This window comes from Streptomyces humidus (assembly GCF_014649655.1).
Lineage (GTDB): Bacteria > Actinomycetota > Actinomycetes > Streptomycetales > Streptomycetaceae > Streptomyces > Streptomyces humidus.
In genome coordinates this window covers 1-13,593 of sequence record NZ_BMTL01000059.1, presented here as the reverse complement: position 1 = coordinate 13,593, position 13,593 = coordinate 1, and the positions used below count along the sequence as shown (strand labels likewise).

General features: G+C 73.4%; 4 protein-coding genes. All 4 read right to left on the bottom strand.

From position 1 onward, the window contains the following. Positions 1-48: 48 nt before the first annotated feature. The gene (locus tag IE239_RS39215; protein WP_190154223.1) at positions 49-1,251 is read right to left on the bottom strand and encodes an acyl-CoA dehydrogenase family protein; all 1,203 of its coding nucleotides are present in this window, start codon (positions 1,249-1,251) and stop codon (positions 49-51) included. Between the two features lie 188 nt (positions 1,252-1,439). After that, a complete protein-coding gene (locus IE239_RS39210; RefSeq protein WP_190154222.1) occupies positions 1,440-2,951 on the bottom strand; it encodes an MFS transporter in 1,512 nt (503 codons plus the stop codon). Positions 2,952-3,020: 69 nt separating this feature from the next. Continuing rightward, positions 3,021-5,885 carry an aminotransferase class III-fold pyridoxal phosphate-dependent enzyme gene (locus IE239_RS39205; protein WP_229878717.1) on the bottom strand — a complete coding sequence of 955 codons (2,865 nt, stop codon included), beginning with the start codon at positions 5,883-5,885 and terminating at the stop codon, positions 3,021-3,023. A 12-nt stretch (positions 5,886-5,897) separates the two neighbouring features. Continuing rightward, positions 5,898-13,544, bottom strand: a complete 7,647-nt coding sequence (locus tag IE239_RS39200; protein ID WP_229878716.1) for a type I polyketide synthase — start codon at positions 13,542-13,544, stop codon at positions 5,898-5,900. Positions 13,545-13,593: the final 49 nt, after the last annotated feature.

Below are 13,593 nucleotides of genomic sequence, written 5' to 3'. Positions count from 1 at the left end.
GGTAAACCTCGGTAGAACTCAGTGGACCTCAGTCGGCCTCAGCCGGCCTCAGTATAGGAGAGTCACCGAAGGGTGGATGTCCAGCAGCGCACGGCTGTAGTCCTCGATGATGATAGGCGCGTTCAGCGCGGTGTGCCGGCTCATCACCGCTATGTCGCGCCAGAGGCGCTGCAGCGGATTCGACAGGGCGAAAGCACTTCCGCCGACGACGTCGAGGAGCTTCTCCACGCCCGCCCGGGACTTCTCCTGGGCCGACTTCTGGTGCATGCGGATCCGCGCGCGCTCCGCCCACGGCACCGGCTGGGTCTCGGGGATGCCGTCGAGACTGGCGCCGATCTCCCGCAGGTGCAGGTGGGCGCTCTCGATGAGATGCGCGGCCTCGGCGAACCACAGCTGCACCGACGGAGCGTCGACGGCCGCCTCGTAGTTGACGTAGGTGATCGGCCGCTTCTTGTCGAGCGCCTGCCGGGTGACCTCCAGCGCGCCCTGCGCCGCGCCGACGATCGCGGCGAGCGACTGCGCGCTGCCCTGGATGAGCATGCTGTCCCGCTCGTCCTCGCCCACCAGGTCGGTGAGGCTGAACGGCACCGCGAGGCGCTCCGGGACGAACACGTCCTCGGCGACCACGGTGTGGGTGCCCGAGCCCGCCAGACCGGCCGTGTGCCAGGTCCGCTCGATCTTCAGGTCGCTCATGGGCACGACGACGCCCACGAGGTCCGCGGTCTGCTCGTCGCCGTCGTAGACGTGCACGACGGGGATGTAGGCCCAGTCCGCGATCTCGCAGCCGGAACTCCACGGGAAGGTGCCGGTGATCCGGAACCCGCCCTCGGCACGCCACGCCTTCGTGGTGCTCAGGTGGGCCGTGGAGATCACATAGGCGTCGGGATTGCCCTCGAACATCTCCGCCAGCGCGGTCTCCGGCAGCGCGTTGAGCGCGAACCGGGTCGACGCGGTGTCGATGGACAAATTCCAGCCGGCCGACCCGCAGGCCTTGCCGACCTCGGCGATGGTCGCGAGCAGGTCCGACATCTTCAGGTCGTAGCCGCCGAACCGGGTCGGCGTGGAGAGCCGGAACAGGCCCGCGTCCCGCAGTGCGACCACGACCTCCTCGGCGAGCCTGCGGTCCTGCTCGGTCTTCACCGCGTTCTCGCGGATCAGCGGAGCAAGCTCGCGGGCGCGGGCCACGAGCTCCGCCGGGTCGACCGCCGGTGCGGCCGTCTCCTCCACCTGCTCACTGGTCACTGCTGTCACGGAATCCCCTTCGGTCATGGGTCGTTGGGCTCCCGGATCGGGGAGCGCTCACGCACCGCGTCTCACGCACGAGTCAATCCCCTCCGCCCGGCCGGGCCCAGCGACCGGCATACGAAAACCGGCCGCCGCGCTGGTACGGGGAACCAAGTACCAGGCGACGACCGGTCGGGGTCGAACGGCGTGCGGGATCAGACGCTGGGCACGGCGGCGCGTTCGCCGACCTCGGGGTCGGCCTGCGCCGTCACGTGGCGGTCGAACAGCAGCGCGCAGAGGACCGCCCCGGCGACGAAGACCACGGCGCCCCAGAAGAAGGCGGTCGTGTAGCTCTCCACGGCGGCGTCCGCGACCAGTTGCGGCGAGGGCTTCTTGCCTTCGACGAAGTGGTCCGCCGCGGTGATCGCGAGGGTGCTCAGCAGCGCGGTGCCGATGGAACCGCCCACCTGCTGCACCGTGTTGACCAGCGCGGACGCGGCTCCCGCGTCCTGTGCCTCGACGCCGACGGTGGCCACGGCCGCGCCGAGCGAGACGACGAGCCCGAAGCCGATGCCGGCGATGAGGGCCGGGGCCAGCACGCCGCCCGCGTACGAGCTGTCCGTGGTGAGCCGGCTGAGCCAGAACGATCCCACCGCGGCCAGCAGCAGACCGGCCGGGATCAGGACACGCGCCCCGACCTTGGGCTCCAGCACCGGCGGCAGGGTGGTGGCGCCGATGGCGATGCCGACGATCATCGGCAGGAAGGCCAGGCCGCTCTGGATCGCGGAGAACTCCAGGATCAGCTGGAGGTAGTACGTCAGGAACAGGAACTGCACGAACAGGCCGATGCCCAGCAGGAACATCGCCATGTAGGCGCTGCCGCGGTTGCGGTGCTGCACGATCCGCATGGGCAGCAGCGGGTTGCGCGAGCGCAGCTCGAACAGCACGAACGCGATCAGCAGCACCGCGCTGCCGACGAGCAGCCCCCACACCTCGGGCTTGCTCCAGTCACCGTCGTCGGCGTTGGACAGGCCGTAGACGAGGCAGAACAGGCCGACCGAGGCCGTCACCGTGCCGGGCAGGTCGAGTTTCTCCGGACGGTCCTCGGCCCGCCGGTTCTCCATCGTGAGCAGCGCGCCCACGAAGACGGCCGCCGTGAAGATCACGTTGATGTACAGGCACCAGCGCCAGTCCAGCCAGTCGGTCAACGCGCCGCCGAGGACCAGGCCGAGCGTCAGACCGCCGCTGCCCAGAGCGCCGTAGACCCCGAACGCCGTGACCCGTTCCTTCGGGTCCTTGAAGACGGTCAGCAGAAACGACAGCGCCGCCGGCGCGACGAGGGCGGCGAACCCGCCCTGCAGCGCGCGGGCCGTCACCAGCATCGGGAAGCCGTTGGCCGCGCCGCCCAGCACCGACATGAGGCCGAAGCCGACGATCGAGACCATCAGCGACCGCTTGGCGCCGATCAGGTCGACGATCCTGCCGCCGAGCAGCAACAGGCTGCCGAAGGCGAGCGCGTAGGCCGTGACGACCCATTGCCGGTCGCCGTCGCCGAACCCGAGATCAGCCTGGGCCGACGGCAGCGCGATGTTGACGACCGTGGTGTCGAGGAAGATCGTTAACTGGGCGACGCCGATCACCCCGAGGATCAACCATCGTTTGGCGTAGTGAGGGTCGACCGCGCCGCCCGCCGCCACTTTCGCCTCGGAATCTGCTGACTCTGACATTCTACGTACCCTCTATTACTCAGGCCGGACCATCGGCCGATGGTCCGGCAAACCGGTGTTCGGCAGACATCAGGTGGAAACTGTCTCGAATCCGTGCTGCTTCGCGAGGTCGACAATGGCGTCCACCCGTTCGCGGGTGATGAGGCCGTCGTCCATCGATCCGCTGCTTCCGGACAACGCGAGTGTGATGACTTCCGCCACCCCTGCCAACAATTCACCCGCGCCCGTCGAGGCGCTGACACCACGTGGCAGAATAACGCGATTGGACACGGAAAGCATACCACCACGCACGTAACGTAGATCGCCACGAGAGGCCAATGCAGCACTTTCGGCCGCGGTGCCGAAAAAGGACATATCGCAGATTATGGCGCGGTCGGAGAGATGCTTTTCGTCCAGCACGGGAACAGGGCTGGAATGAGCCGAGAACACCACCTGTGCATTCGCCACCGACAGGAGATCATCCGTGGCGACGACAAACGGATCGACGTCGTGGGCGTGATCGATAAAGGCGGCGATCTCCGCACCGCTCGGCTCGTCCGCGGAACGCCCGTCGGCCAGCCATCCGGCGATGAGGGGCTCGGTCGCGAGCGCCGCGCAGACACCGGTCGGCTCTTCTCCGGAAGCGATCCGCTCCCATGCCTCCTGGTAGATCCGCACCCGCGTCGCGCGCAGCCGCTCGTCCGATCCCGGACGGCCGCTCCCGACCAGAATGATCTTGGCGGCCCACCCCGCGCTCAGCGCGGCGATGGCCGAACCTGTGCGCCCGCCGCCGCCGACGACCGCCACGGTCAGGCCGTCCGGTCCGCCGAAACGTTCGGCGGCGACGCGCTCGACGGCGGTGAGTGCCGAACCGACCGCCAGCGCGCTGCCCGCGGTCACCGTGATGCCCGGAACCCGCAGGGCCGCGCCGTGACCGCTCACCGCGCCGAGACCGAACCCGACGCCGACGGTGCCGCAGCCGTCCGCCTTCGCCTCCCGAACCCGGCGGTCGACGTCCAGGCCGATCAGGAAGGTCTGGCCGGACACCTGGTACTCCCGCAGCTGCTGCTGGGTCACCAGCAGCGGGTAGACGGTGAGGTCGACCGAGGTGCCCTGCGGCGAGTCGTAGCGGACCGGCGCGAACGCGGGCAGGTCCTTGAGCAGCTCGCAGCGGCGGGCGTAGGCGAGGAGGCGGTCGTCGTCCAGGTCGGCGAGCGAGGGGTCGAGCTCGCGCAGCGTGTCCGGGGTCAGCGGGTAGCTGACGAGCCCGGCCTTCGCGGTGGCGGGCCCGGCCGCCGCGACCGCGCCGTCCGCCGGCGCCGGCCGGAAGTCCCGGATCTCCGAACGCGGCGCCCGGTCCTGCTCGCCGCCGGTCAGCGGATGGATCAGTGTCAGCGCGTCCTGGTGGCGCAGGATCTCGCAGACATCGACGAGGCCGGTCCGCAGCTGGTCGATCTCCTCGTCGCTGATGTAGATCGACGGCTCGATCCGCAGCATCGTCGGCACGCTCGCCGTCGGGCCGGTGCGGATGTGGTGGGCCAGCTGCAGGTAACTGCCGAGCTGGAAGACGAGCAGACCGGCCAGCGCCTTCTGCCGGATGACCGGTGACGCGGCCTGGCTCTGGTCGGCGAACTCCAGACCGATGAGCAGCCCCTTGCCCCGCACGTCGGCCACGACGTCCGGGTAGGCCCCGGCCAGCTCGCGCAGCATGGCGAGAATGCGCTCGCCGCGTTCCGCCGCCCGGTCGTAGGCGGCTCCGTCGTCGACCTCGAGGAGTTCCAGCGTGCGCAGCGCGACGGCCGTGGAGAAGCCGTCCTTGGCGAAGGTCGAGCTGTGCACCAGCTCGAACTCGGGCCGGTAGCGCGACTGCCGCACGAGCATGGCGGAGGTCTTGGCGATGCCGCCGCCCAGCGACTTGCCCAGCACGTAAGCGTCGCCGACCAGCCCGATGGCGGAGCTGGCGAAGAACGTCCCCGTGCGCCCCATCCCGGTCTGGATCTCGTCGACGACGATCGGGCACCGGACCTCGTCGCAGATCTCCCGGATGCGGGCGGCGAACTCGGGGGTCAGCGCGTGGATGCCGCCCTCGCCCTGGATCGGTTCGACGAGCAGACCGGCGACGGCGGGGAACTCCCGCTCGACGAGCGTGATCACGCCGTCCACGACCTCGACGTCGAGCACGGTGACCCGGTGCTCGGAGAGGATGTCCTCGAACGCCGCGGCGTCGTTGGGCGGCACGAAGCACACCTCCCGCCCGAGGGAGGCGAACGCCGCGCGGAAGAGCGGGTTGTAGGTGAACTGGGTGCTGCCGACGAGCTTTCCGTGGAAGGCCCGCTCCAGCGCGAAGAAGACCGGAGCGGTCGCCGCCCGCTCGAGGTTGTGCGCGGCCACCGCGCCGAGCAGCGCCCCGAACTCCTCGACGGTGGTCGGCGCCGGCATGTCGCCGGGCAGCAGGGACGTGTCGTCCGGGAGCGCCGCGGCGCCCTCGCGCAGCGCGGTCAGCGCGACGTCGGCGTTCCACTCGATCTGCTCGAACAGGCTCTTCATCCGCAGCACGCGGTCGAACTCGCAGTGCTTGACCGCCGCTTCGACCGCCTCCGCGCCGCTGTTGGCGAAGACGACCGAGTGCGGTTCGGCGCCGGGGAACTCCCTGCCGACGATGCCGTTCAGCACCGCGCCCACCTGGTCGGCGACCGGGTGCGCGGAGTGCTGTGAGTGCACCGGCCAGCCGGTCTCCAGCAGCTCCTTCGCGTAGGCCACGATCTCCGGGTGGTTGTGCCCGAGCATCAGCGAGCCCCAGCCGCCGACCAGGTCGAGCACCGGCACCTCCGCACCGGTGTCGTCCAGGTAGTACAGGCTGTTCTTCTCCGCCCGGACGTACTCGACGTCCAGACCGAAGGCGCCGAGCATTCCGGTCAGTAGGGCTTCGGCGTATCGGGTGGGTGCGTTCACCATGTCTCCTGGTGGTCAGCGGTTCGGGTGTGCGGACGAGCGGCCGAGCGCCCGGTCGATGAAGTCGAAGACCTCGTTCTCGGTCGCGTCGGCCAGATCGGTCCCGTCGGCGCCGTGGGCCACGTCGGGCCGCGCGTCGGTCCAGGCCTTGTTCCAGCGGGAGAGGATGGCGGACAGCCTGGACGCGATCTCGGTGTGCCCGGAGCCCTGGCCGTCGTCCGCCCGCTCCACCGGGACGGCCATCAACATCGCCTCGAGTCTGTCCAGTTCGGCCAGCGCGGTGCGGTGGTCGGCCCCGTCGGTGAGGTCGAGCCGTTCGAGCAGGTGGTCGACCAGCACGCCGGGCGAGGCGTAGTCGAAGACCAGTGTGGTCGGCAGGGACAGGCCGGTCCGCTCGGCCAGCCGGTTGCGGAACTGCACCGCGGACAGGGAGTCGAAGCCGGAGTCCCGGAAGGACACCTCCCACCGCAGGTTCTCCGGGGTCGCATGGCCGAGCACCCCGGCCGCCTCGGCGCGCACCAGGTCACGCAGGTACGTCTGCGCCTCGGCCCTGCTCATGTCGGCGAACCGGTCGCCCGGCCGTTCGGCGCTCGCCTTGCGGCGTTCGCCGCGTGGCGCCAGAGCGCGCAGCACCGGCGGGACCCGGTCGGCGTCGCGGCGCAGCGCGGCCAGGTCGAGCGGGGCGGGCGCGACGACGGTCCGCCCGGTGGCCAGCGCGGCGTCGAACAGGGCGGCGGCCTCGTCCTCGGCGATCACCCGCAGGCCGGACTGCCCCCCGTCGACCATCCGGCCCCAGGCCAGCGACACCGCGGGCGCTCCCCCGGCCCGGCGGCGCACGGCCAGCGCGTCCAGGTAGGCGTTCGCCGAGGCGAAGTTGGCCTGTCCCGGGCTGCCGAGCATGCCGACGACCGAGGAGAACAGCACGAACAGGGCGGGCGGGGCGTCCGCGGTGAGCTCGTGCAGATGCCATGCCCCGTCCACCTTGGGCCGCAGCACGTCCGCGACGCGCTCGGCGGTCAGCCCGGTGAACACGCCGTCGTCCAGGACGTTCTGGGTGTGGACGACGCCGGTCAGCGGGCGGTCGGCGGGGATGTCCGCGAGCAGGGCGCGCACGGCGTCCCGGTCGGCCAGGTCACAGCCGGCGACCGTGGCGGTCGCCCCGAGCCCGGCCAGCTCGTCACGCAGCCGCAGGGCGGACGGGTCCGCCGCGTGCGGGGCGGCGAGCACCAGGCGCCGCACCCCGTACGCGGTGACGAGGTGCCGGGCGAACAGCGCGCCCAGGGCCTCGTCGGCGCCGGTGACCAGCACGGTGCCGTCGGCCGCCGGCGCGGGCGGCGCCCCGGCCTCCGCGTCCGTCGGCACGAGGCGGGGCGCTAGCATCCGCCCGCCGCGCACGGCCAGTTGGGGCTCGGGAGTCCGGGCCGCCAGGAACAGCAGCTCGGCCGAGGCCGGGTCGTCGTCGAGGTCGACCAGCACGATCCGGTCGGGGTTCTCCGCCTGGGCCGACCGCAGCAGGCCCCATACCGCGGCGCCGGCCGGATCCCGGACGTCGTCGTCAGGTTCGACGGCCATCGCCCGACGGGTCACCACGACCAGACGGTTGTCGGGCAGGTCCTCCTGGGCCAGCCAGGCCTGGGCCGCGTCGAGGGCCCGGCGCACCGCCCGGTGCACGGCGGCCGCCCGGCCGGCGTCCTGGCCGGGCTCTGACGGGCACATCAGCAGGGCGTCCCAGGGGGTGTAGGACGCGGCCGCCTCCTTGACGTCGTCGAAGCGCAGCGGCGCGATCGCCGCGAGGTACCCGTCGTCGCCCTCACCGCTGTCGCCGTCGCCGTCGCCGAGCAGGGCGAGCAGGCTCTCGGGCTCCTCGTCCTCCGGCGGATCCACCGGGGTCCAGCGCAGTTCGAACAGCGAGGCCGCGCCCACGGGTTCGGGCGCCGCGCCGTCCCTCGGCGTCGGGCGCGCCGCGAGGAGGCGCACCGACTCGGCCGTCAGGACCGGCAGTCCGGCCTCGTCGAGCGCCTCCAGCCGGAACGCGTCCGGTCCGGCGGGCGTCAGGGCCACGCGCAGGACGGTCGCCTCGGCGGCGTGCAGGCAGACGCCCTCCCAGGCGAGCGGCAGCCGGGCCGTGTCGTCCGGCGCGCCCGCGGGAGCGCCGATCAGCAGCGGCTGCACGGCCGCCTCCAGCAGGGCCGGGTGGATGCCGAAGCGGCCCGCCTCGGCGACCGCCCGTTCGGGCAGCCGTACCTCGGCGAACAGCTCGTCGCCGCGCCGCAGCACGGACTCCAGGCCGCGGAACGTCTCGCCGGGACGGTGGCCCGCGTCGGCCAGGTCCTCGTAGGCGAAGTCCACCGCCGCGGCGCCGGCCGGCGGCCACACGGCCGGCTCGGAGCGCGGGCGGGCGGTGGCGGGGGCGAGGACGCCGGTGGCGTGGCAGGTCCACTCCCCCGACACGCCGTCGGGGCCGGTCGCGTCGCCGGGCCGGGTGTACACGCCCACCGTGCGCCGCCCGGCCTCGCCTGGCGCCCCGGTCACGACCTGGACCTCGACACTGCCCTCGGCGGGCAGCACGAGCGGCTCGGTGACGGTCAGTTCGGCCAGCTCCGGGCAGGCGCTGATGTCACCGGCCCGGAACGCCATGTCGACCAGCGCGGCCGCGGGCAGCACCGGCACACCGGCGACGACGTGGTCCGCCAGCCAGGGACGGGTCGCGAGCGACAGCCGGCCGGTGAACACCAGCTCGTCCCGGCCCGCCACCGAAACGGCCGTGCCGAGCAGGGCGTGCTCCGCGAGGTCGGGGGCGAGGTCCGCGCCCGTGGCGGCCGCCTCGGCCGGCCAGTACCGCGCGCGCTGGAACGGGTACGTGGGCAGGCTCGTGCGCCTGGCTCCGGTGCCTGCGAACACGGCCGTCCAGTCGACGTCCGCCCCGGCGACGAAGAGCGCGGCCACGCCGTCGAGCACCGTGCGCAGCCGTGGGCGGCCGTCCGCGCCCAGGGGCGTCGACCCCGCGAGGGTCCGCAGCGGACCGGACTCGGCGAACCGGGTGACGCGCTGCTCGGTCATCCACCGCTCGGCGGCGGCGGTCCCGCCGGATCCGGACCGGCCCACCGGGTCGCCGGCCACGAGCGGCCGGCCGGCGCCGAGCGACACCACCGGGATCCGCGGTTCGCCGCACGTCACCCCGGCGTCCTCGCCGGCCGTCACCAGCAGGGCCGCGTCTGCGGGCGAGAGCGCTCCGGCCACGTACGCGGCGGCGATCTCCCCGACGCCGGCCCCGGCCACGCAGCCGAAGACGACGCCCCAGGACTCCAGCAGGCGGAACAACGCGACCTCGGCCGCGAGCAGGGCCGCCGCCTCCCCCCGCTCGCCGAGCGCGGCCAGCGTGTCCTCGTAGGCCCGGGCGTACACGGGCGACGTCGTGCGCAGCTCGTCCTCGGGGCCGTCCGCGGACCCGGCGGTGAACAGGAACGCGGTCCGGCCGTCCGCGGCCGCGGGCGCCTCGGCCTCGGCGATCGCCCGCAGCCCCGACAGCGCCTCGGCGCCGCCCTCGGTGACGAGCACCGCCCGGTGGTCGAACACCGAGCGGGCCGCCAGCGAGAACCCGACGTCGAGCGGGGTCGGCGCGCTGTCGCCGTCCACGGCGGACAGCAGGCGGGCGGCCTGCTCGCGCAGTGCCTGCGGTGACTTGGCCGACAGCACCCACGGCACCGCGGGCAGGGACGCCGGGGGCGCCGCCGGGACCTCGGCCGGGTCCTCGGGGGCCTGCTCCAGGACGAGGTGCGCGTTGGTGCCGCTCAGCGCGAACGCCGACACCGCCGCCCGGCGCGGACGGTCGAGCTCCGGCCACGGGCGGGCCTCGGTCAGCAGTCGCACCGCGCCCGAGGACCAGTCCACCGAGGGCGTCGGCGTGTCCACGTGCAGGGTCTTGGGCATCAGGCCGTGCCGCATGGCCATGACTGCCTTGATCAGACCGCCGGCCCCGGCGGCGTGCTGGGCGTGCCCGATGTTCGACTTCACCGATCCCAGCCATGCCGGACGGTCCGCCGGCCGGTCCCGGCCGTAGGTCGCCATCAGGGCCTGCGCCTCGATCGGGTCGCCGAGCTGGGTGCCCGTCCCGTGGGCCTCGATGAGGTCGACCTCGGACGGCGCGAGGCCGGCGTTCGCCAGCGCCTGCCGGATCACCCGTTGCTGGGCCGGACCGTTCGGCGCGGTGAGGCCGTTGGACGCGCCGTCGGAGTTCACCGCGCTGCCCCGGACGACCGCGAGCACCGGATGTCCGTTGCGCCGGGCGTCGGAGAGCCGTTCCAGCACGAACAGGCCCACGCCCTCGGACCATCCGGTGCCGTCGGCCGACTCGGCGAACGCCTTGGACCTGCCGTCCGGGGCGAGCGTGCGCTGCCGGGAGAACTCGATGAACCCGATGGGCTGCGCCATCACCGTCGCGCCGCCCGCGAGCGCCAGCCCGCACTCCCCGCTGCGCAGGGCGTTGGCCGCGAGGTGCATCGACACCAGAACCGACGAGCAGGCGGTGTCGATGGACATCGTCGGGCCCTCCAGCCCGAGCACGTAGGAGATGCGGCCGGAGCCGAAGGACGTCGTGGATCCCGTCAGCAGGTACCCCTCGCCGCCCTCCTCGGCCGCGCCGGCGCCCGACCCGTAGTCCTGCGCGGTCAGCCCCGTGTAGACGCCCGTGTCGCTGCCCCGCAGCGACAGCGGGTCGATTCCGCCGCTCTCCAGGGCCTCCCACGACGTCTCCAGCAGCAGCCTCTGCTGCGGGTCCATCGCCAGCGCCTCGCGCGGCGAGATGCCGAAGAAGCCGGCGTCGAAGTCGGCGGCGTCGTCGATGAACCCGCCGACCCGGGTGTAGAAGGTCCCGGGCTTGTCCGGGTCCGGGTCCCAGAGCCCCTCGACGTCCCAGCCGCGGTCGTCCGGCATGTCGGAGATCGCGTCCACGCCGTCGGCGACGAGCCGCCACAGCTCCTCGGGCGTGGTGGCCCCGCCGGGGAAACGGCAGGCCATGCCGACGATCACGACCGGGTCGCTCTCGCCGCCGGCCCCCGGGACCGCCGCGGCGACGGCCTTCGCCGCGGCCGGCAGATCGCCGCTCAGCTCGGCCAGCAGGTGCTCGGCGAGCGCCGAGACCGTCGGATAGTCGAACACCACCCCGGGCGACAGCCGCAGGCCGGTCACCGCCGTCAGCTGGTTGCGCAGCTCGACCGCGGTCAGCGAGTCGAAGCCCAGCTCACGGAACGGCACGTTCTCGTTGACCCGTTCGCCGCCGCCGTACCCCAGCACCGCGGCCACCTCGGTCCGCACCACGTCGACGGCCTGCTCGCGCCGCTCGTGCGGCGGCAGGGCCGCCAGCCGGCCGGCCAGCGGACTCCGGTCGCCCACGTCCTTGCGCACCGTCCGGCGCGCCGGGCGGCCGACCAGGGGGCGCAGCATCGGCGGGACCGGGGCCGTTCCGGAGCGCAGCGCCCGCAGGTCGAGGCGGGCCGGCAGCGTCACCGGATCGTTCAGGGCGAGCGCCCGGTCGAACAGCGCCACGCCGCCTTCCGCGGAGAGGGGCCGCAGGCCCGAGCGCCGCAGCTGGTCGGGCCCCTCGGCGGCGACCCCGGACTGCATTCCGCCCTCCGCGTTCCACAGGCCCCAGCCGAGGGAGACGGCGGGAAGGCCTCGGGCGCGACGCAGCCGGGCGAGCGCGTCGAGGAAGTGGTTGGCCGCCGAGTAGGCGGCCTGGCCCGGATTGCCCAGCGTGCCGGCGAGCGAGGAGAACAGCACGAACATCGCGAGGCCCGCGTCGGCGGTGAGTTCGTGCAGATGCCAGGCGGCGTCGGCCTTGGGGCGCAGCACGGCGGCGACGCGGTCGGGGGTGAGGGCCGTGACGACGCCGTCGTCGATGACGCCGGCGGTGTGCACGACGCCGGTCAGCGGATGCGCCTCGGGGATCGAGGCGAGCAGCCGCGCCAGCGCGGTGCGGTCGGCCACGTCGCAGGCGACCGTGCGCACGGTGGCGCCGAGCGCGGTGAGTTCCTCGGCCAGCCCGGCCGCGCCGGGGGCGTCGGGGCCGCGGCGGCCGGCCAGGACGAGATGCCTGACGCCGTACGCCGTGACCAGGTGCCGGGCGAACACGGCGCCGAGGGCGCCGGTTCCACCGGTGACGAGGACCGTGCCGTCCGCCGCGAGCTCCGGCCCTTCGGTCTGCGCCCCGGGCTCGGGCTCGGGGCGTACGGCCAGGCGCGGCACGGTCACCGCGCCGGCGCGCACGGCCACCTGGTCGTGGCCCGCCGCGAGCACGGCGGGCAGGATCGCGAGCGAGGCCGGGTCGTCGTCGACGTCCGCCAGCAGGATCCGGTCGGGATGCTCCCACTGCACGGACCGCAGCAGACCCCATACCGCGGCGCCCGCCAGATCGGGGGCGTCCGCGCCCTCGGCCGCCACCGCGCCGCGGGTGGTCACGACGAGGCGGCTCGCCAGGAACCGGTCGTCGCTCAGCCACTCCTGGACCAGGGCCAGGGCCTCGACGGCGGTGTCGTGCACCGGTGCGACGACGTCGCCTTCGGGCTGTCCGCCGTAGGAGACGACCAGCACGTCGGCCCCGGCCGCGTCCGTCAGCGTCGCACGGCGGTCGAGGGGCGAGGTCCCGCCGACGGTGCGACTGTGGGCGCCGATCAGGACCCACTGTCCGGCCGGCTCGGCCGGGCTCAGCTCGACCGGAGCCCAGTCCACGCCGAACAGCGTTCCGGCCGTCTCGTCCCGCGCTTCCGGCCGGTCGGCCGACACCGGGCGCGCCTCCACCGAGCGCACCTCGGCGACCGGCTGTCCCGCCTCGTCGGCGAGCTGCACCTGGCAGGAGGTCCCGCCGTCGCTCTCGTCGTCGATGACCACCCGGACCCGCAGCGAGTTCGCCCCGGTGGCGTAGAGGCTGATCCCGTTCCAGACGAACGGCAGCAGGAGCGTGAAGTCGTCGCCCGCGTCGGCGATCGCGGCGACGACGCGGGGATGGATGGCCGCGTCGAACAGGGCGGGGTGGATCCCGAACCGCGCGGTGTCCGCGTGTTCCGGCAGCGTCACCTCGGCGAAGAACTCGGGGCCGCCCGCGGCCCGGTCGCGCCGCCACAGCGTCCGCAGTCCGCGGAACATCGGACCGTAGACGTACCCGTGCTCCGCGAGCCGCTCGTAGAAACCGTCGGTGGCCATGGGCTGGGCACCGGCCGGCGGCCACTGGCTCAGCTCGAAGTCCGGCTCGGGGGCCGAGGCGGCCAGCATGCCGGTGGCGTGGCAGGTCCAGTCCTGCTCGTCCTCCCGGCACGAGTAGAGGGAGAAGGGCCGGTTCCCGGTGTCCTGCGGCTCGCCGGCCACGAGCTGGACGCGCACCCCGCCTGTCTCGGGAATGACCAGCGGTGCGGTGACCACCATCTCGTCCACGCCGGAGCAGCCGGTCTCGTCACCGGCCCAGATCGCCATGTCGAGCAACGCGGTACCGGGCACCAACGCCCTTCCGCCCAGCTCGTGTTCGGTGATCCAGGCGTGCGTGCGCGCCGACAGCCTGCCGGTGAACACCACCTCGTCGGAACCTGCGACGCGCACCACCGCGTCCAGCATCGGATGGCTCGCCGCGACCTGTCCGGCCGAGACGACGTCGCCCGACGTCAGCTGCTCCATCCAGTAGTGCTGGTGCTGGAAGGGGTAGGTGGGCAGGTCGATCAAGCGC

Coding starts and splice junctions, on each gene's coding strand:
- IE239_RS39200 (WP_229878716.1), bottom strand. CDS start 13,544: ATGGAGCAGCTGACGTCGGGCGACGTCGTCTCGGCCGGACAGGTCGCG.
- IE239_RS39210 (WP_190154222.1), bottom strand. CDS start 2,951: ATGTCAGAGTCAGCAGATTCCGAGGCGAAAGTGGCGGCGGGCGGCGCG.
- IE239_RS39205 (WP_229878717.1), bottom strand. CDS start 5,885: ATGGTGAACGCACCCACCCGATACGCCGAAGCCCTACTGACCGGAATG.